General features: G+C 43.6%; 20 protein-coding genes and 1 pseudogene. 9 read left to right on the top strand and 12 right to left on the bottom strand.

What is annotated here, in order from left to right:
• Window positions 1-611 (top strand): transposase (locus F0229_RS21790; protein WP_216606156.1); only part of this gene is annotated, 611 nt, incomplete at its 5' end.
• Between the two features lie 32 nt (window positions 612-643).
• Here F0229_RS21790 and F0229_RS15350 read toward each other — a convergent pair.
• The 3 genes from F0229_RS15350 to F0229_RS15340 form a co-directional block, all read right to left on the bottom strand.
• A complete protein-coding gene (locus F0229_RS15350; protein WP_171733185.1) occupies window positions 644-2008 on the bottom strand; it encodes a hypothetical protein in 1365 nt (454 codons plus the stop codon).
• A gap of 156 nt (window positions 2009-2164) precedes the next feature.
• The gene (locus F0229_RS15345; RefSeq protein ID WP_171733184.1) at window positions 2165-3130 is read right to left on the bottom strand and encodes a DUF4062 domain-containing protein; all 966 of its coding nucleotides are present in this window, start codon (window positions 3128-3130) and stop codon (window positions 2165-2167) included.
• 149 nt (window positions 3131-3279) lie between these two features.
• Window positions 3280-3630 (bottom strand): RidA family protein, encoded by a 351-nt coding sequence (locus tag F0229_RS15340; protein ID WP_017068152.1) that lies wholly within the window; start codon window positions 3628-3630, stop codon window positions 3280-3282.
• A gap of 339 nt (window positions 3631-3969) precedes the next feature.
• Between F0229_RS15340 and F0229_RS15335 the strand changes: the two genes are divergently transcribed.
• The 4 genes from F0229_RS15335 (at window position 3970) to F0229_RS15320 (ending at window position 8022) form a co-directional block, all read left to right on the top strand.
• Complete coding sequence (locus tag F0229_RS15335; protein ID WP_017060182.1) at window positions 3970-4359, top strand: phage integrase N-terminal SAM-like domain-containing protein; 390 nt, start codon at window positions 3970-3972, stop codon at window positions 4357-4359.
• A 108-nt stretch (window positions 4360-4467) separates the two neighbouring features.
• Window positions 4468-5367, top strand: a complete 900-nt coding sequence (locus F0229_RS15330; protein ID WP_171733183.1) for a homocysteine S-methyltransferase family protein — start codon at window positions 4468-4470, stop codon at window positions 5365-5367.
• Between the two features lie 113 nt (window positions 5368-5480).
• Window positions 5481-6491: a Gfo/Idh/MocA family protein gene (locus F0229_RS15325; RefSeq protein WP_171733182.1), complete on the top strand. Its 1011-nt coding sequence runs from the start codon at window positions 5481-5483 to the stop codon at window positions 6489-6491.
• 10 nt (window positions 6492-6501) lie between these two features.
• Window positions 6502-8022, top strand: a complete 1521-nt coding sequence (locus F0229_RS15320; protein ID WP_171733181.1) for an SgrR family transcriptional regulator — start codon at window positions 6502-6504, stop codon at window positions 8020-8022.
• Window positions 8023-8118: 96 nt separating this feature from the next.
• Here F0229_RS15320 and F0229_RS15315 read toward each other — a convergent pair whose 3' ends face one another.
• From F0229_RS15315 to F0229_RS15300, 4 genes are all read right to left on the bottom strand, one after another.
• Window positions 8119-9213, bottom strand: coding sequence for an HDOD domain-containing protein (locus F0229_RS15315; RefSeq protein ID WP_171733179.1), 1095 nt, complete (start codon window positions 9211-9213; stop codon window positions 8119-8121).
• Between the two features lie 231 nt (window positions 9214-9444).
• A complete protein-coding gene (locus F0229_RS15310; RefSeq protein ID WP_171733178.1) occupies window positions 9445-10500 on the bottom strand; it encodes an alcohol dehydrogenase family protein in 1056 nt (351 codons plus the stop codon).
• Window positions 10497-11015 carry a TetR/AcrR family transcriptional regulator gene (locus F0229_RS15305; protein WP_017061096.1) on the bottom strand — a complete coding sequence of 173 codons (519 nt, stop codon included), beginning with the start codon at window positions 11013-11015 and terminating at the stop codon, window positions 10497-10499. The genes F0229_RS15310 and F0229_RS15305 overlap by 4 nt, the downstream gene beginning before the upstream one ends.
• A 155-nt stretch (window positions 11016-11170) precedes the next feature.
• Window positions 11171-12304, bottom strand: coding sequence for a multidrug effflux MFS transporter (locus F0229_RS15300; protein ID WP_171733177.1), 1134 nt, complete (start codon window positions 12302-12304; stop codon window positions 11171-11173).
• Window positions 12305-12401: 97 nt separating this feature from the next.
• Between F0229_RS15300 and F0229_RS15295 the strand changes: the two genes are divergently transcribed.
• Window positions 12402-13175, top strand: coding sequence for a helix-turn-helix domain-containing protein (locus F0229_RS15295; RefSeq protein ID WP_171733176.1), 774 nt, complete (start codon window positions 12402-12404; stop codon window positions 13173-13175).
• A gap of 84 nt (window positions 13176-13259) precedes the next feature.
• On the opposite strand, the pseudogene F0229_RS15290 reads toward F0229_RS15295, so the two are convergent.
• Together F0229_RS15290 and F0229_RS15285 are read right to left on the bottom strand one after the other, a co-directional pair.
• Window positions 13260-14018: pseudogene (locus F0229_RS15290) on the bottom strand (glutathione synthase); the annotation flags it as partial.
• Between the two features lie 181 nt (window positions 14019-14199).
• Entirely contained in the window at window positions 14200-15147 is a 948-nt protein-coding gene (locus F0229_RS15285) for a LysR family transcriptional regulator (protein ID WP_017061092.1), read from the bottom strand.
• 126 nt (window positions 15148-15273) lie between these two features.
• Between F0229_RS15285 and add the strand changes: the two genes are divergently transcribed.
• A complete protein-coding gene (gene add / locus F0229_RS15280) occupies window positions 15274-16272 on the top strand; it encodes an adenosine deaminase (RefSeq protein ID WP_017071685.1) in 999 nt (332 codons plus the stop codon).
• A gap of 118 nt (window positions 16273-16390) precedes the next feature.
• A complete protein-coding gene (locus F0229_RS15275) occupies window positions 16391-16957 on the top strand; it encodes a sugar O-acetyltransferase (protein WP_102321248.1) in 567 nt (188 codons plus the stop codon).
• On the opposite strand, the gene F0229_RS15270 is transcribed toward F0229_RS15275, so the two are convergent.
• Together F0229_RS15270 and F0229_RS15265 are read right to left on the bottom strand one after the other, a co-directional pair.
• Window positions 16954-17148 carry a hypothetical protein gene (locus tag F0229_RS15270; RefSeq protein ID WP_017072485.1) on the bottom strand — a complete coding sequence of 65 codons (195 nt, stop codon included), beginning with the start codon at window positions 17146-17148 and terminating at the stop codon, window positions 16954-16956. The two genes, F0229_RS15275 and F0229_RS15270, sit on opposite strands and share 4 nt — an antisense overlap.
• A gap of 37 nt (window positions 17149-17185) precedes the next feature.
• The gene (locus F0229_RS15265; RefSeq protein ID WP_171733175.1) at window positions 17186-17809 is read right to left on the bottom strand and encodes an HAD family phosphatase; all 624 of its coding nucleotides are present in this window, start codon (window positions 17807-17809) and stop codon (window positions 17186-17188) included.
• Window positions 17810-18081: 272 nt separating this feature from the next.
• On the opposite strand from F0229_RS15265, the gene F0229_RS15260 reads away from it, so the two are divergent.
• On the top strand, window positions 18082-18789 hold the full coding sequence (locus F0229_RS15260) for a GntR family transcriptional regulator (RefSeq protein WP_171733174.1): 708 nt from the start codon (window positions 18082-18084) through the stop codon (window positions 18787-18789).
• 203 nt (window positions 18790-18992) lie between these two features.
• Here F0229_RS15260 and F0229_RS15255 read toward each other — a convergent pair whose 3' ends face one another.
• On the bottom strand, window positions 18993-20192 hold the full coding sequence (locus tag F0229_RS15255; RefSeq protein ID WP_004732372.1) for an enolase C-terminal domain-like protein: 1200 nt from the start codon (window positions 20190-20192) through the stop codon (window positions 18993-18995).
• Window positions 20193-20382 lie beyond the last annotated feature (190 nt).

The raw sequence follows: 20382 nt of genomic DNA, 5'->3' as shown, positions 1-20382 counted from the left end.
CAGCTCTTACTGTCATAAAGCCAAAAAACATACGCCTAATGAGTGACTTAGTCATTCGCCGAAACCAGTTGTTATCCATGCAAACCATGGAAAAGAACCGAATCAAGATACTTCCCGCCTCTCTCCATCCGACTATCAAACCAATGCTAACCACGATAAAAAATCAAATCACCAAGTTAGAAGAAAAGCTCGTTAAACTCATTGAAGATAGCCCTGAATACCAAGCTAAAAACACAATATTGCAAAGCGTCCCAGGAATAGGAAACATTGCCGCTGCATCAATAATTAGCAACGTACCTGAACTTGGTTACATCACGAATAAACAAGCAGCATCACTGATTGGTGTCGCTCCAATAACACGCGAAAGTGGGCGCTACAAAGGTAAGCGCGTGATCCAAGGCGGTCGAGCGCAAGTACGAACCGTTTTATACATGGCGATGATGTCAGCCATGCAATGTAACCCCATATTCAAAGCGACTTATGCTCGACTTTTAGCTGCTGGGAAACCTAAAAAAGTCGCAATAATCGCGTGCGTACGAAAGATGGTTGTGACACTTAACTCTATGCTCAGAGATGGCGCCATGTGGGATGAAAACACAGCCAAAAATTAATCATTGACGCCATAGTCGTTTGTTAAGTGAATCTAAATACACGCTTCATTTAGTTTTTCCACCCAAATATTTCCATCACTTAGTTCATCAAATACATCATCTAATTTCAATTTCCCAATAGGGCTATCAACCTTAGACAAAACGATTGCTTCATTTAAATCCCCAAGGCAGCAGCGTGGTAACTCAAGTTTTTCGAAAGGGAGCCTCACATGCGACCAATCAATCAATTGAAAGTTTTTCTTTCCTGAGGTTGCAATAACATCAATGAGACTAGTTGGAAGTGCTTTAAGGTTATTGTAAACCTCATCCATTTCTTTCTGAGCTTCAGCTTTAATCTCCGCTAACGAGCAACCTAGTTGAGCCAATGCAGTATCAATGCCACTAATTATGCTAGGAGTTGATTCTAAGCTATTAGATGGTAATAGCTTAGATATCATAAAAAATAGTGTGCCATGATCTTGATATCTTAAACCATTTCTAATTCTTTCAATATATTCTTCGTTATAAATAGAAAGAATACCCTCTAAATTTTCAAGCTTTGAAAGTATAGAAAATGCAGACGATGGAAAATTGAGAATCACCCTATTGATTAAAAAACAAGCCTTTAGCGAGTTCTGAACCCCTGCATACTTTTGGTCGTTGGAGACTAGGTGGCAACATACAGAATATTCTGTCAGTTTTTCATCATAAACTAATGACATAATCTCGCGGTCATAGAGCGACGCTTGTACGGTTTTGATATCCGATGGAAGACACTGTATTAAATCAAGATTATTGATTAATTCTTGTGCCATTGCCGATGACTCAAGAATGGAAATCATAGATAGTGGAGAACGTACTAGGAAATCATCATTACAGTTACGGAAATGTACGAAGAAAACTGGGTGGTCTGATACAGACCCATCAATTGAGAAACGGTTACCTGAAGTTTCTTTATACCTCCAAGGTCTTTTGTTTTGAGCTGTGCCAAGTTCTGTGTAATAACTTGGCAGTCTGAAGCTTCTGACCTTATTGTAAAAAAGGGCTGATTTATAAAATTCCGTTTCAACACTTTGATATTTTTTCGTATTCTGTACGTAGGCTTCTTTCATTTCGAATAAATACCGCATTCCCCACAACGTCGAGGTCGAGTCGATAAAGTGCGTATATTCATGATGAGCTAATGGATTCACCTTTTTTAATTTTTGATATGTACCTAGGCGCAACTTTTCTTTTTTGGACCTAACTTTCTTTAGATGAACTTCATCTGACTTGATACTCTCAAGATCACTACTCTCTACTGAATCTAAAGATATAATGGTTGTATAAAAATCATAACTACCAAGAATATCAGACTTAGCAAACCATCCATATTTATGTTTGTTTGTATCTAGTACTTTTTTATTATTAACTTTCATATAATTACTACGACCAACCTAACGATTCACTTAACGCCCAATTAAGGTGTGAGCCACGCAACCACAACACTCAATTTGGACGCCGTAAACACTAAACTAGACTCAAACGAAAAATGCCAAGCGTGGGGAATCACTCTTAAATTGTTTGTTAAATTACTATTCGCTCAAATGTAACTTTCTATCTAAGTACGCTAAGTAATCATTACCCTTTTTAGTAATATTAAATCGGCGCCATTGGACACTTGCTACTTTTTCATTAATTACTAATCCATGAATTTGCAATTTAGGGCAAACGTTATGATACATAAATGATGCAGCTTCTCCGCTATTCATCTGATTTGTAATACCAGTAACAAAGACCTCTTTATTAATTACAAAAAGGTCAAGCAGCGTTCTCTGGACCTCTTCCTCTTTACCAGTGATTTTAGGTGGGATAACAACATCTATTGATTCAAGTAACTGCGTTAATTCGTCAAAGTTGTTATTTTGATTTTTATCTGTGCTTACAGAATTGATTCTCTTTTCAGCTAAAGCTAGCTTTTCTATCAGTTCGTTGTTAGCTTCGGTCAATCTACTTATTTCTTCTAGCAAAGGCTGTACATTTGCAACCTCGTCTGCAGATACCCACCCCTTTAACTCTCGGGTTGCTGAAAAATCAGATAAACTTTCATAAACACACAGCCTAATGTCTTTATCATCATCAAAGAAAGAAGAGATGTTTGAAAGTACTTTATCTCTAAATAACTTCAGCTCCTTAGGGTTTTCTTTTTCCATAAGATGCGTACCAATATCTCTAACTCGAGACTCTAGAGCTTCCTCATTAATAACGACAGCAAATACTGGTTTTTCAAGTTCCAAAGCATAGTTGTACTCTAGTTCGGTGTAACTAACGCCCGAACTAGGCTCTAAACTCCCATATCGACCACCAAGAATCAGCATATATACATCAGACTCTTCAATCCAATTACGAATAGTTTCCATTTGGGATTTATCACCAGAAGTAAACAACTCCATACCTGCTGGAATATGTCCCGATTTCAGAATTGCACTTACCGCTGACTGACGATCTTCTTTTAAATCTTCATAAGTCGAAGATACAAATACTTGTAATTTTCTTTTCACTTAACTTTCCTAGTAATTTAACGCCCAATTAAGGGGTGAACAACGCCTACACCCAAACCTAAAGCATTGTGCCATAAACACTAAAACTGAAGTAGAAACAAAAATGCCAAGCGTTGTGAATCCCTCTTAAATTGCTTGTTAGCAGTGTTCTAACGTCTTACTGCTGTTACTGTCACTTCAATAAGTACGTCACCTTCTAACGCAACACCTAGGCACGCTCGTTGAGGCCAGTGTTCTGGATTTTCACCCAACCACTCGCACCAAACTTTATCCATTTTAGGTTTATCTGGCATATTGGCGATAAACACCTGCGCACTTACTATTTGAGTTTTATTAGAACCTAATTCTTCAAGGTTTTTGTCTATCGTTTCTAGAGTCAGTTTAGTTTGACCAACTATATCCAGAGAAGTGTCTGATGATGTTGCTACTGTCCAAACCAAGTCTTTATATGCTGAGGACTTATTTCGACCTTGATAGGCACCCCGCTTCCTTTCAATCACTTTGTTCTCCTTGAACTGCTAACATTTTAATATTGTGCAAGCACGAATCTATCCGCTTAACATATCAAAAAGGTCACTCATAACCAACTGAATGCTATGCATTTAATATAAAAGTGGGTCTAAACAATAAGTGTGAAAACGTGCAAGCACATATTGCCGACTATGTAACGCTCGGCCTCATTCTTAACCACCCATAAATCTGCAGTATAATCAATAATTTAAAATAAGCCTCTCGTTAAATTCGTGCTCAATCAGAGTTAAAAACCACTCTTTTTTAAGTCATTAATTATTCAACAAGCAATAAACTGTCTGTATGTACAGATTTTGTGAGGGGAATATATGGCGAGTCAATTCATGCAGGCAATTTGCGAACATATGACGATGCGAGGCTATAGTCGCAAGACAATCAAAGCCTACTGTTACTGGATAAAATACTTCATTCATTTTCATAAGCTTAAACACCCTGAACAGATGCATGCCGCTGAAGTTGTCTCCTTTCTTTCTCATTTAGCTAATCAACAAAAAGTAGCCATCAATACTCAAAAGGTAGCTCTCAATGCTCTAGCCTATTTATACAATCAATTTATTAAGCAACTTCTAAAGTCAGGCTCCGATATCAGAACGGTTCAAGAGCTACTGGGGCACAGTGATGTTAAGACAACTCAGATTTACACTCACGTTATTGGGCAACACTTTAGTGGCACGACTAGCCCGCTAGACGGCTTATAACGAAACTCCCTCATCGATAGTTGAACCTTGGCTTGATGGCTTCTGTCTAACAAGGTTGTCTGATATGGTGGCGGCAGAACTTCAGCAATTGTTTAGATAGTATTGAATATGAAAACACTAACCATACTTGATGGCGGCATGGGCCGAGAACTCAAAGAAATTGGCGCGCCATTTTCTCAACCGCTTTGGAGTGCTCAAGCGCTGATTGAAGCACCCGAATTTGTCAGCCAAGCACATCAAAACTTTGTCGATGCAGGTGCTGAAATCCTAATCACCAATAGCTACGCCTGTGTGCCTTTTCACTTGGGTGAAGAGCTGTTCGAGCAGCGAGGCTTTGAACTAGCCACACTGTCTGGTGAGCTGGCTAAAGCAGTTGCAGACAATGCTACCCACACAGTGAAAGTAGCAGGCGCGATTCCACCGCCATTTGGCAGCTACCGACCAGACTTGTTTAAGGTAGAAGAGGCAGCGCCAATCATTCAAACGCTTTACGATGCCCAGGATCCAAACATCGATCTTTGGATAGCGGAAACCATCTGCAGCCTGCAAGAGTTCGAATCCATTCATGCGGTTCTTAAGCAGTCAGATAAGCCGTGTTACTACGCATTCAGTTTGGAAGATACCAAGGGCGATTCTGCCAATATTCGTTCTGGCGAGAGCGTAACAGACGCCATCAAACTTGCCTGCCAATCAAACGCGACAGGCATTATGTTTAACTGTTCAGTGCCTGAAGTGATGGATCAAGCCATTATCGATGCCAAGAAAGTAATCGATGAGATAGGCAGTGATTTAGACATTGGTGTCTACGCCAACAACTTTGCGCCTATCAGCAGCGAACATAAAGCTAATGACATGTTTCAAGAAATGCGTGAACTGGATGGCCAAGGTTACTTAGCTTACGCAAAACGCTGGCACGCTCTTGGCGCGAATATTATCGGTGGCTGTTGTGGCATCGGGCCAAAACACATTCAAGCCCTAGCCGATTGGAAATGCTCCCTACAGAGCTAATCCTGAGCTTCAACTAGAATAAAATAAATAGAGAACAGGTTGAGAAATCTGTTCTCTATTTGTATGTGGCGTCTCTGAGTACACTGATACAAAACAACGATTTGGAGTAACTGATGAGCGACACGCAACGAAAAATTAAATGGGGTATCGCAGGGCTAGGCAATATCGCCAATCGATTCGCTACCGCAGTCACAGAGCATTGTCTGCATGGTGAATTGTATGCAGTTGCCGCAAGAGATCACTCACGCGCAGCCACGTTCGCCAACAAGTTTGCTTGCGACAAGGCGTATGGTTCTTATGAAGAGATGGCGAATGACCCAAGTGTTGAAGCGGTTTACATCGCTACGGTTCACCCATACCACCAGCCACTCGCCGAACTGTTTCTAAAGAGTAATAAGCATGTATTGGTTGAGAAGCCGGCTTTTACCAACCTTGCTGACTGGCTTGAGATGAAAGCTCTCGCGAAGCAAAATGGCGTGATGCTGTTAGAAGCAATGAAAACCGTGGTGTTTCCCGCATATCGTGAGCTCCAATCATTCTTGGTCGATAACAACATTCAGATAGATTCAATCGAAGCCAGCTTTGGTAACCATCATGACTATGAGCCCGATTTGTTTATCTTCAATCCGGATTTGTCAGGCGGAGCAACACTCGATGTTGGGGTCTATGGGCTTTGGTTCTTTTACGATCTGTGCCGAACGCTGGGTGTAAACCCTTCAAAACCTCAGGTAGAGATGTCGTGTCTTTATGAGGGAGCGAATGTTGATACCAATGCATGCTTTACATTCTCTGGTGATATAAGCGGTAAGATATCGGCATCAACAGTGCAAAACCTTCCCCGAACAGCACACTTGAGTGGACCTGAAACCAAAATCACCATTCACGAAAAATGGTGGAATCCGGCCTTTATTGAGATTGAACATCAAGGCAAAAAGTCGACCATTAACTACCGAGTGATAGGGAATGGATTCGAGTTTGAAATCGACCATTTTTCAGATTTGGTGCTTCAAGGCAAAACTGAATCGAATATCCTGAGCTCAGAGATAACCTCTCGAGTTCTCGATACAATGGAAAACGCACTGATTGATTCTGGCTATTCACATTTAACTCAACCTCGTCGTTAGGAAAAGCAAATTGGGCAACCTTAAGCGTAAGCTTGAACTGTATGAAAAGATATTTCAGGCTTTTGGGCCTGGAGTATCACACTGTCAGGTCAACCAACTGGCCACACTGCTGCACGTGAGTGAACGTCACGTTCAGACCTTACTCAAAGCGATGACAGCACAAGGCTGGATTGAGTGGCAAGCTAGCTCAGGCCGCAGCAAGAAGGCACAACTCACGTGTCTGGTTGAACCCATTGAGGCGTGTTACCAATACGCACAAACCCAAGCTGACGCAGGCAACATAGAACAGGTGTTTAGCACCTTGAGCTTCAACGGCCGCAATGCTGGCACTGAGTTGCAAGCCTTTCTAAGCAATACCAATCCGTCGACGCAGAATATCGCGTACATCCCGTTTCACCGAGAACTCGAAGCGCTTCACCCTCAACGCGTGCTTAGACGCACCGAACGTTTCTTAGTTATGCAAGTTTGCCAACGCCTAACCTCCGTTAAGCACGGCAAACTCAGCGGCGATCTGGCTTATCATTGGCAGCCTAATCAAGATGCGACACAGTGGCACTTTCAGATTCGCAATGGTGTTCACTTTCATAACGGAAGAACACTCGAACCTCAAGACATAGCACGCAACCTTAACTCGCTCTGCCAAAGCAAAATATGGCGTCGCTGTTATCAGCATATTGATGAGGTCTCTGTCTCGGCAGGCAATGTGGTTGTCGTAAAGTTGAATCAACCTGATTGGCATTTACCGCGCCTACTTGCTAGGGCTGAAGCCTCCGTATTCGATCACTCATCACCGACTGATAGGCTGATTGGATCTGGCGCGTTCTCATTAGACATCTTCTCAAGCAAGATGTTGAGATTGAGCCGCAATAGCGCCTATTCACACAGCACGCCGATTCTCAATCGAGTCGAGTTGTGGGTCTATCCTGAATGGGCACAGAGCAAAGCCTGCGCTCAAAATCAGGTGTGCGTGAAACTGCCCGAGAAGACGACCAGCGTGCGTGGCGATGACCATTCTTCCCAACCGGATTTCGGCTCAACCTTCTTTAAGATTCAAAGCCCGATGTTGTCTTCAACCGTTCGTGAGTTCACCGTTGAAGACACCTCTGAATGCCAAGCCCTTTTCGATCAGTTGTCAGTGTCTGGCGACCACAAAACCAGCGTGGAATATGGGCACTACCTAACTCACTACCTAACTACCAAAGACGTCGCGCTGTGCAGTATTATTGATGAGAACGACACCTTCACTTCGTGGTTAAGCTTTTTCACTCGCTTCCCGTTTGAGGAATTAACTTTACCTTCTGAGATGCTAGAGACAATCGAACAAGGCTTAGCCTCAATAACAAACCAGCCCAACTTTGAGTTAGCAATGAATGCACTGTTGGTGCTTCGGCATTGGTTGCATGAATCTGGAGTTGTGGTTGAGCTCAAGCAAGAGGCGTTCAACTTAGAGGTTTCTGAAAAGATACACGGCGCACAAGTAAATGGTTTCGGTTGGTGCGAACTCGACAAGCTGTGGATTAGCCATTTGTAAGCGTATTTCGTAGCTGAATGTATTTCACAACCTAGCCCAACCAAGCTGCAACCAATCATTATGTTCAGTCACAGCGTAGGTCGAATAGGCTAAGGGTTAGCTCACTAGCGCCAATTCAGACTCTTTATAGATACGGTTAGCCACTTTGTATGCAGCCGGAGACATCAGTGTCTCTTTGCATCTACGCTTAAATTGCTCGACTTCAATCGTTTGTTCTTCCAGTAAATAGCACAATTCACTCAAGTAGTTCGCTTCAAACACAGCTTGACCAAGTGGTGTGCATTCGTATCGGCTAGACTCTTGGTAGCCAATCGCGGTCAACACTGATTCTGGCAGTTCCCAGAACTTAGCAATGGTGTAAGTCAGGCGAATGGAGTAGCTGTTCATCAGGCGCTTCAATGCTAACGAGTTAGGTGGAACAGAAGGATCAACATGCTTGAAGGCTTCTACCATCATCTGGAAAATGATCATCTTGCCTAAGTTGCGAATTAACCCAACAAAATACGCCGCTGCTTGCTCTTCTTGAGATGAAGAGTCTTTCATCAACTCCTTAGAGAAAGACGCGGTTTGAACACTGTGATTCCAAATTTTCTCACCGAAATGACGCCAGTAAATGTTATTGCCCGGCGTAAAGTTCTTCATGTAAGAATTCACCACCCCTTCAACAAGCCCTTGTGAACCCATATTGAGGAAAGCAGTTTTTAAGTCAGTAACCTGTTTTTCATTGCGTTTGTAAAAGGCGCTATTTGCCAGTTTAATCACATCGGCAGCCATACTCGGCTCGCGCTCAATCACTCTTAACAGAGTATCGACATCAAACTCATCGCTCTGTAATTCGCCCATTAACGTGGTCACAGAGGCTGGCATCACTGGAAGTTCATTAAGCAAGGCTTTTGGAGAGCGAATCAAGCGTTCGATTTGGCAAGCGACAAAATCACTAAATGGGTCTGACTCCGTTCGAAGGCGAGACTCTCCAAACAAATAATCAAGGAACTCACCATCGTGAAGGCTAAGCGTCTTATCGACGATTAATGATGATGGCTGAGTGGACGACGGCGGAACAAAGATTGAAGACTGAACAGAATCAGTAGCAACGGTTTGTTGTTGCTCTTGTTGGGCAGGCTCTGCAGAGGGTTTGTTTTTTGAATAAACAAAAGGTGAGAATAGTGCCTGCAATACCCTTTTAAACATCAATACGGCTCCTAGATGATTATCAAACAGTTCGGGATATATAACGGCGGTGATTATCGCACAGGCAACTCATAAACCATACAGTGATAAATGAATCATTAACCTTTCAGCTGTATAGGATCTGTTACCCAACAATTTGCTCAGCTCCTCGGTATTCACCAGGAACAAAAAGAGCGAGCAAATAAAGCTTGCTCACTCTTCCATCAATCTAAACCGTGAAGCTGACTAAAACTAGCGTTCTGCCACTTCCAACACGATCTTACCAACATGCTTTTTCTTTAAGAACTCATCTTGCGCTTTATGGATATCGGCTAGCGGATAAGACTCTGCAACGATGGCGCCAATCTGCTGTTTCTCGATACGATTAACCAAGTTTTGGAATACTTGCGGTTCTAAAACCGTGCAACCAAAAAAGCTGAGATCTTTAAGATACAAAGTGCGAACATCAAGCTCAACCATAGCGCCACCAATTGCGCCAGATACGGCATAGCGACCATGTGGTTTCAGCACTTCAAGGAATTCCGGCCATTTGTCACCGGCGACTAAGTCGATAACCACATTCACACTGCTTTCGCCTAGCGCGTTAACCAAATCTGCATCACGGGCAATCACTTCATCAGCGCCAAGTTCAAGTAACTGTTGGTTCTTGCTTGGGCTAGTGATGGCAATAACATACGCGCCGCGAGCTTTTGCTAGCTGAATAGCCGCAGAGCCCACACCGCCCGATGCACCTGAGATAAGCACGCGATCAGCTTCAGCCACGTTGGCGCGAGTCAGCATGTTTTCTGCTGTTGAGTAAGAACATGGGAAAGACGCTAGCTCAACATCCGACATTGTGCTGTTCACCGCGTAAGCGTGCTTAGCTGCTACTTTGGTGTATTCAGCGAAACCACCATCGCATTCAGATCCGAAATACCATGGCTGTGGTAGATCTCGCCCGTACACTTCGGTTAAACAAGGTTCAATCAGAACACGCTCACCAATACGATCAGCCGAGACTTCGTTACCAACAGCTACAATAAAACCGCACACATCGGCACCTTGGATGCGAGGGAATTTCAACGCTTCACCCGACCAACTGGCATCGTCTGAATCATCACTTTTTGCATACCAACCGATTCGCGTGTTGATGTCAGTATTATTAACGCCTGCAGCCATGACTTTGATCAGCACTTCATTAGGTTCGATTTGAGGAACAGCAATGTCTTCACGGTAGCCAAGCATTTCTGCCCCGCCGTGCCCTAGCATCTCTGCGCCTTTCATTGTTTTTGGTATCTCGAAATTCATACTGTTTCCTTGAGTAATTTTGTCACCATATTCTGTGCCGATGCCACTGCTTCTTCGCCTAAGACTGGCCACGCGCTTGATACGCCTTCATGAAGTAAAAACAGCGGTGTCGCGAGATCCTCTCGCAGGCTCTGCTTGCCTATTAGCAAACGAACTTGTTCTTTATGCTGTGTAACCGCTTGGCTGATAAGCTCATTATCGGGAAACGCGGCCATCGCATTCATCGACATGCACCCATGTGGCGCATACTCTTCTAACCATTGTTGGAGCTTGTTGAAGATATGAGTAACCGATGCGAGCCCCTTTTCAGGCGACGTTTCCAACAAGAAATCTAAGTAGCGTTGGTGTCGATATTCCAAGGCACCAACGATCATCGCTTCTTTTGAAGGGAAATGTTTATACAAGGTTCTTAGGCTTACATCGCACGCCGTTTTCAGCTGTGCAACGCTCGGCTCAGCAAAACCTTGCTGGCTGAACGCTACTTCAAGGCTTGCTGCAATCTGTTCTCTCAACATAGTGCTCTCTCAATACCCGACAAAGGGTAGAATGATTGTTCTACCTACAGAGTAGAACGATCACTCTACCCCTGTCAATATCCAAATTTACAAACCAAGAAATGATAAATTCCGCGCCAAACAGGACACGGAATTTATCAATACAGATGAGAGACTTAGCGTTTAAGCTGGAGTCGACTGCGTATCGTCACCAGAACAGATAACGCGCCACAAAGTACCAACACTACACCTAGATCTTGGAGCATTCCCGCTAAAGCGAGCCCTGAGCCGATCAAGGTGTAATACATCAAACCAAACAGTGCGCCTGCACTTCCTGCTTGAGATTGGTAACGTACCAACGCTCGGCTCAATACATTGGGAATCGCAATGCCAAACGCCATAACCACCAACATCATTGGAAGCAAGAACCAGATCGTGTGTTGTGAAAAATACACACCCACCGCACCTAATGTTTGAAGCCCTGCTGCGATACCAATCAGAGACATTGAAGACACTTGTCTCTTCAACAATGTCTTGTTCACCAAGCTTCCCAACAGAGTCCCGAACCCAAGCACAATGCCGCTGTAGCCAAACTGCTCAACGCTAAATCCAAGTTGAATGAAGGCAAATGAACCCAATTGATAATAGGAAAATAGCGCAATATTGAACGACGCAACCAGCAACGCAGACATCCATATATCGCTATCTTTGATCATGTGAATACTGAGTGACTTTAACTGCAATGGCTGCTTAGATTGTTGCGTTTCAGGCAATGACCATAGGCTATGTGCCAACAGCACTAACACCATAATAAACAGGGCAATAAATACATATTGATGCCCGCCCGCTTGGCTTAATTGACCGCCAAGAAGCAGCCCGATGATTGGGCTAATCGACAGCCCCATCCCCATGTAACCAAACACCTTGGCCAGTTCAGCGCCGCTAAAGGCATCTCGCAACATGGTTTGTGTCACAACCGAGCCAACCGCAAGCCCGAAAGCGCCCATGGCTCGGGCTATCATCAACCAAACAAAGCTATTGGTTTGCATAGCAATGAGTGCTGAACAAGCGAATAACCCCATGCCCAATAACATGGTTGGTCGGCGCCCCCACTTGTCAGCTAACACGCCCCATACCACAACACCGAGCGCAAACGCTGAGAAGTAGATCGAGAGGGTTTGCGCCGCTTGTGCGTAACTCACATCAAAGGATTTCGATATTGAATCCAGAGTCGGGCTATAGATGGTTTCTGCGATTTGAGGGAACATCAGCAATAGCACCATTTGCCATAAAGAAGGTTTTGTTTTCATCATTTTTCCAAGACCAGTGAACTTGACGAGGAGTCTAGGGGAAACTAACCTTGGCTCGTTAACAACATTAAAACCAAAAACAACAAGATTAGGACAAATGGCATTAATCAGCGAAACCATTGAGTTTGATGCAGACAGCTTACCTGCGCCCGTAATAGGGATTGCGGCAGAGCTAGGTCAGCATGACTCAGGAATACATCACCACGTAAAAGGACAGTTGCTGTATGCTCCGCAGGGTTGCATCACCTTGACCTTAGAAAACGCCATTTGTATTTTGCCGCCGACCAAAGCCGTGTGGATCCCGCCTTATACCAAACATCGAGCGCAGATGACCAACGTGGTTGCTTATCGGTCGCTCTATTTTGATAGCAGTATTTACACCTGCCCAGAAGTGATTGAGATTGTGGAAGTGAACGAGCTTTTAAAAGCCCTAATCAATAAGATGGCTTTCTGGGATTGGGACGTTGCCCGCGAGCAAACCACCAATACCGCCAACCTATTTTGGGAAGAGTTTTACAGCGCTAACCAACACTCGTTTATCTTGCCACTACCGACAGATCGCCGCTTTAAAAGCTTTTGCAAACAAGTCCGAACCGCTTCCTTTCTTGCCCCAGCCCTCTCGACATTAGCGAACACGGTTGGCGCAAGCACCAAAACGATTACTCGATTATTCAAAGCCGAAACAGGCATGACTTACCAAGAGTGGCGACAGCAATGGCGCTTGTTTAAAGCGATTGAACTGCTCTCAGAAAACCGACAAGTCGGTGATGTGGCTCATCTGCTAGAGTTCTCATCCAACAGTGCGTTTATCGCCTTTTTCAAACAGCAAACCGGACAAACCCCGTTGGCCTTTACCAAGTTAGGGGCGTGATTGTTGTTATCCAAACTCTGAAGTTTTACTTAGCTCAGATACAAAAAACCAGAACATGAGTTCTGGTTTTTAATGCCGATTCAACTAATCAATCAACACCAACGAATCGAGAATCCCTTTGCCACGGTGGATTCCACCTTCATTTTCGCTGGCAGGTTTACTGCGGATCAAGTAACCCGCGTAGCCGTCTAGCTCTGTTACTGGTTCACCTTTGAAGTAAGCGGTGAACAAACCCACTTCGCTGACTAAGTCTGTCACGAGCGTTTGGTGAGTGTCACGCACTGCAATGGTCGGCACGTCACGTTCATGCGGGTACAAGCGCTGCATCAATGCCCACGCGTCGTACTCTTCTGGTTTAAGCTGGCTCAGTTGTTCGCTGATGTCGTCACCAAAGACACAATGGCCTCCGCCCTCGCCTTGGTTTTTTAGCACCCATTCTTGCTTGTTGGCTTGCGTGTTAAACCATCCAATCGACTCACTAGTTATTGGCTTCATATCGGCCAAGACACTCTTGACCAGTTCGGTTTCTTCTAGCGTTAAGCCCCAGCGGGCGTATTCTGTTGCTGGCATCATGGTCAGCAGCATTTGCATGGTTTTACTGGTCGCTAGTTGCTGGCTGATGGTCGCGTTCATTGCGACATGGTGTTGCTCCATAAACAAGCGAGTCTGACTTAGCGTGTGGCAACAAACTGATTCATTGAGCTCTGGAGCCCAGTAATCTGAATACTGGTAGCCAGCTCTTAGGTACACCACATCGACAGCGCCGACATCTTTCAATAACAAGCGTTGATTATCACCCGATGAAAGCTGACAGCTCAATTGTTCAAAGGTACGACGAACCGTGCATAATTGCCCACTCACAAGCATCTTCAATGACTTGTTGCGGAATCGATGGCATTGGATTCATTTAGATATCTCATTCTTGGCGGGCATTTGGCACCCGTAATAAGACAATGCTCATTCGAAAAAGACGAAATAAATTTAAAAAACTTATTTCGCCGTTTTGATCATCGTAGCTCGCGGTTTACAGCTGAGGTTCTTGGGTCTTATTGACTATGAGGTCGCGAAGCCATTTGTGGCTTGGTTCAGAATCAAAGTAACGGTGCCAAAGCAAAAACAAACCACCGGGAACCAACTCAATAGGAATCGGCTTCATCACCAGTTCGCCACTCTCAATATAGTCACGAACCGAGTTGTACGGATAACACATCAGCAAATCGCTTTGTTTGCACAGCTTTACTGCGCTGGTGATGTCCGACACGTTGGCGGCTTTGTTAATTTGAAGCTGTTTGGCTTGCAAGATTTCCAGTAGCAACCAGTCGCCAACGCCACCGGTCACCAACTGAATATGACGGTATTTAAGGAAGGCTTGCAGATTCCACTCTTCTTGAAGTACTGGGTGATCATTTCGCATCAAGCACACAGAGTAATCTTGCAGCAACTCGACGTGGTTTAGCTCGGCAGGGATATTTTGAATGTGGGTGCTAGCCCTTTCATCGAGCTCAAAAATTCCAATCCCGAAATCGACCTCACGCTTTAGTAAGCGCTTAAAGGTTTCGCTGCTCCAAGTAGTGCTGTTTACCGTAATGTTCGGCGCATCTGCTAGCGCGTTAGGCATAAATTTAGGGTAAATCGCGGTATAAGCGGTTTCAACAAGATCGATATTAAAAGTACGTTCGCTGTCTTTCGGCTCAAAAATGTCCGGCACGGTTAGCTGTTCAACTTGCAGAAGGATTTGATGAATTTTAGGCGCTAAAGAGGTGGCTTTCGGTGTTGGAAACAGGCCTTTTGACTCACGTTCAAACAAAGGGTCGTCAAACAAAGAACGCAACTTAGTAAGTTGTTTACTCACCGCAGACTGACTAAGGAACAATCGCTCTGCCGTTTTGCTCACGCTGCGCTCTTCAAGCAACACGTGTAAACACAGCAGTAAATTCATATCACATTTGAGTAAGCTTTTAACATCTACCATGATATTCCTTAGATTCAGATTAATGATGACTTTATGTCACTTTAAATCATATCACAAACTTGTTAATTTAAGCCCATGTAACCTATGAGTTAATAACTCAAAAAATAATAGACCTAAGGAATACTCATGAACTTTCTAGCACTCCCTAAGATTGATCTGCACTGCCACCTAGACGGAAGTGTTCGTCCAGACACCATTATTGATCTGGCGAAACAGTACGGAATCGAACTTCCAGAAGACCGTGAAGCGGTAGTAAAGTCTCTAACAGTGCCTGAAGATTGCAAAAACCTTGATGAGTACCTAGCTTGCTTTAGCCTGCCACTGCAAGTGATGCAAACGGAAGAAGCGATTGAGCGTATCTCTTTTGAGCTTTACGAAGACGCAGCACTAGAAAACGTTAAGTACCTAGAAGTTCGTTTTGCACCGATTCTTCACGTAAACAAGGGCTTGTCTCTTGATGCAATCATCGCAAGTGCGGTTAAAGGCATGAAGCGTGCAGAAGAGAAATACGACATTAAGGGCAACTACATCATGTCTGTACTTCGTATGTTCCCGAAAGACTCAATCAAAGATGTAATCGACGCTGGTAAACCATACCTTGGTAAAGGCGTGGTTGCGTTTGATATTGCAGGCGGTGAAAAGCCGGGCTTCTGCGCTGAATTCCCTGAGTACACGCAATACGCTATTGAACAAGGCTACCGTGTGACGGTTCACGCAGGTGAGCAATGGCATGGTCAGAACGTTTACGATGCAGTCACACTGCTTGACGCTGAGCGTATCGGCCACGGTGTCCACATCCAAGGTAACGAAGACGCGTACAACATCGTTAAAGAGAAGCAGGTTGCGCTTGAAACTTGCCCAACAAGTAACGTGCAAACTAAATGTATTCACAAATTCAGCGACCACCCAATTGCTGAATTCAAGAAAGACGGCATCGTTGTAACGATCAACACAGACAACCGCACTGTGTCGAACACAACCATGACTAACGAAGTGAAACGTGTATGTGAAACGTTCGGTCTAACACAAGAAGACTACGCAGAGATCTACAAGTACTCTGTAGAGAGTGCTTTTGCTTCAGACGAAGTGAAGAAGCACCTAATGGGTTTCGTTGAGCAAATCTAATTTGAGCAATCTTGATTGCTAAGTAGAAAAACAGGAAGAGAAAGGCTTAGGCTTTTCTCTTTTTTTATGTCCAATTATCCGTATTCTAATATCGATGTTGACGAATGGGATGCAAACAATGAAAACAGAACTCGAGAAAATGCTGTCCGGCGAGATTTTTGATGGCGCAGACCATGAGGTAGACCACATGCGCACTCACGCCAGCAAGGCGCTATCAGACTTGAATCAATGTTCAGACGATACTCAACTACCAAGTCTTCAGGCTAATCTGTTTGGTAAAGTAGGAAGCAGCGTTGTCCGTCCTCCTTTTCATTGCGAGTTTGGCAAAACCATCGAGATCGGTGACGACACCTTTATCAACATGAACGTGGTGATGCTTGATGGCGCGAATATCAAGATTGGTAACAATGTATTGATAGGGCCAAGTGCCCAGTTTTACACAGCCTCCCACTCACTGGATTATCTCAGCCGCCGTAAGTGGGAAACTTTCTGCCTACCTATCACAGTCGAAGACGATGTGTGGATTGGTGGAAACTCAGTCATCAACCAAGGCGTTACGATTGGCGCTCGCTCTGTTATCGCAGCGAACTCAGTGGTTAACAGTGATGTACCACCAGATTGCCTGTACGGCGGCACTCCAGCCAAGTTGATTCGGCATTTGAATGCCGAACAAACTCGCGATTAAACAAGAAAGCGCGTATCCAAATCTAAAAAAGAGCGATGTTTCAATAGCATGGCTCTTAATCTAATTATCAGCGTTGTTTTATCGCACGCTTGTTCACCGCGAATTTGAAGCACGACAGCCGCAACTAAAACCAGCGCTGATATAGTCAAAAACAAGAATGCAACGATAGACTTAGGTGGGTATCTTTTCATTTTCTACACCCTCAAATTTAACTCACTCGCCAAGGTGTCAATCTAATAAATTAACGCCAAGCGCCTGCAAGCTGTTTTCACACTGAACGGCATCGGTAAACTGGATAGCAGCCATACCCAAAGATCTCGCACCTTCAACGTTATAAGGCATATCGTCAATGAAGACCGTTTCTGAAGCTTTGAGCCCATAATTAGATAAAAGCGCTTGGTAGATTTCAGGCTGCGGTTTAAGCATGCCAAGTTCAGCGGATACGGCTGCGCCATCAAACAAAGGCCAAAATTCGTAGGTGGCTTTTAGGTGTTCAACAATCTCGACCACGTTGTCGGTAAGTGCATACACACCATACCCAGCACGCTTTACGCGCTCGATAAGGTCGACAGAACCATGCAATAAGATCTGCGTTTGCTTAACGTAATAGAACAGGCGATCGCACTCTAACGGGGACAAGTCGAGTTCTTGTTGATAACGAAGCTTGGCCTCACTTTCGGTCAAGAACCCTTTGTTCAAATCCATCCAAATCGTACTTTGAAAAATAGAACGAGCTCGAGACTCCAATTCTTCAGTATCACCAAAAGTAAGCCGGGCAATTTCCAGAGGTGCCCAACGCACAATGACATTGCCTACATCAAACACCACATTTTTGATTTCATTAGAACTCATACACACTCCCGTATCACCATGTCATTGATGGAAAAACGACACAAAGTGCCGCACATCAAGATTCAAAACGATACAACCATCAACATAGATCAGCTTTAGATGACACGATTGTCGATGCGCCGTCAGAAGTATTTTAACGATAGAACACGGCTCATTTCCCATCATCTAATTGGCCTTCTATGTTAGAATTATCGGCCAGTTCGGAATGCGCTGAGTATCTGATTTAGTTAACTATAATTTAATCACCATGAGTGCTTTTTTAAGTTTTTAGAATGAAAAAATATGAATTAGTTGTTCAAGATATTGTGAGCAAAATTTGCCAAAACAGTATCAGCCATAAGCTTCCTGCAGAAAGAGAACTGTCTGAAATATATGGATTATCTCGTTTCACGATTCGTAAAGCGCTAGCCAAGCTAGAGGCTATTGGCATGGTGAAATCTAAGGTGGGTTCTGGTTACTTCGTCAACACTTCTCTCATTGGTACACCACTGGTGTACAACTCCATTACTGAAAACAGTTTTGAAGAGATCTCTTATAAAAAGCTCCAACTGAATAAAGCGCTACCCGATAACCACGAACAGCAGATTTTTTCTTTAGACGACAATGACTACATCTGGAAAATTAGACGGCTTCGATTGATTAACAACAAAGTAGTTCAGATTGAAGAAGCCAAGATCCCTGTCAGTGTCTTCCCAGAGATGAATGCCGAGATCATTGAAAGCTCAATCCAGAAACATGCATTGGCGAAAGGTCTTCAGATCGATAGCTACTTAACGACGTATCAAGCGATCAACGTATCTAAAGAAGACGCGGAGTTGCTCGGCTGCAAAAAAAATGCCGCGGCGATGAATATCACCAACCGAGGTTTCTTAGCATCGGGGGATCTATTCATCGTCAGCGATCTCATCGACATCAAATATCAATGCACCTATCACACTCCTTTTAACAATGAGAGCATGAGCTTCCGAGATAAGAAGTAACCTTTTAATTCGATTTAATATGGTTAATTTTTATAGATATAAGTTAATTACTCTATAGATTAGCCACTAATATTATTTCACATCTAATATTATTAATTTAATGATACTAGAAATATACTTACCAGATAATACGTAATATCTGGTAAGTATATTAAATAAGAAAATGGCCGCTTATAGCGACCATTTGATATTAAAAATACGAGTTAAGGGGTATGAATCGCGCCATCAGGAAGGCGACTTTGAGTCCACTCGTGGGGGCGATACATAACAGGGAACTCGGCTGCAACCTCTCGGTCGATTTCAACACCAATACCTGCGATTTCAGAAGCGTATAAGTAGCCATTAATTGGCTCTGCAGCGTTCGGGAATACCTTGTGTGTATTCTCGTTGTACTCGACATGTTCTTGAATGGCAGCATTGTGTAAATGCACATTCAAATGCGTGTTTACCGCTGCGCCAATTGGCGTCATATCTGGCGGGCAATGCCATGCAATACGAACACCGAAGTTCTGACATAGATGGCCGAGTTTCAGAGCTGGGGTAATACCACCAATCTGTGAAACATGGCAACGAATGAAATCAATGCGGCGGTTAGCAATCAATGATTTCCACTCTTCAGGGTTATTAAATAACTCCCCTAAACCTAATGAAACTGAGCTCTGGCTGCGAATATTATCCAACCATTCCGTTTGATTTGGCGGCAGAATATCTTCAATGAAATACGGCTTATATTGCTCGACTTCCTTCGCAAATTGTATCGCTTGGTTCGGGAATAGGCGCTCATGAACATCATGAAGAATATGGAATTGGTTACCATATTTCTCTCTCAGCGACTTAAACATCGTTAGAGTATTGTCCATGTACTGATCTTGGTCGTAGTACGAACCTTCAGTCGGGTTTTGAGTGGTATGCAAATCCGTTGGAACGCCGCCATAGAAACCAAGCTGACAACGAATGTGCTTGTAGCCTTTGTCTAGGAAAGATTCCACCAGCTCATAAATCCCTTCCATCGTGTCGCTCGTCGCGTGTGTGTATACAGGAATAGCATCACGAGACTTACCACCAAATAACTGGTGTAACGGCATACCCGCCAATTTGGCTTTAATATCCCACAGTGCCATATCAACACCGGAAATTGCATTATTGATAACAGGGCCATTTCGCCAATAAGCGTTGACCATCATCATTTGCCATAAGTCTTCAATATTATTGGCGTTTTTACCAATAAGAATAGGTTTTAAATATTCATCGACCATTGTTTTTACAGCAAGCGGTCTTTGTTGGAATGTCGCACAACCAAACCCTGTCACGCCTTCATTCGTTTCAACTACCACGGTAATGAGGTTGTGTCTGTCTGGTTTAGTAATAATACAATGGATATCAGATATAATAGTTTCTTTCACAATTAAATAACCTAAACTTAAGTCAACTCCTATTATCTAACCGCTTTAAAAAGCACATTTCAAGCGCTAATTTTTCGTAAAAATAATTGGTACGTTAAGAGTATTTTTTTGATAAACAAAACATACCAATTGGCTAAAAACGGTGGAAAAATAATTTTTCGAATTTTAAGTGTGATTGAGATCTCTTTTT

This window comes from Vibrio sp. AIC-3 (genome assembly GCF_013114515.1).
GTDB classification, from domain to species: Bacteria; Pseudomonadota; Gammaproteobacteria; order Enterobacterales; family Vibrionaceae; genus Vibrio; species Vibrio crassostreae_C.
Note: the sequence above shows the minus strand (reverse complement) of the source record. Positions and strands in the feature narration are given on the sequence as shown.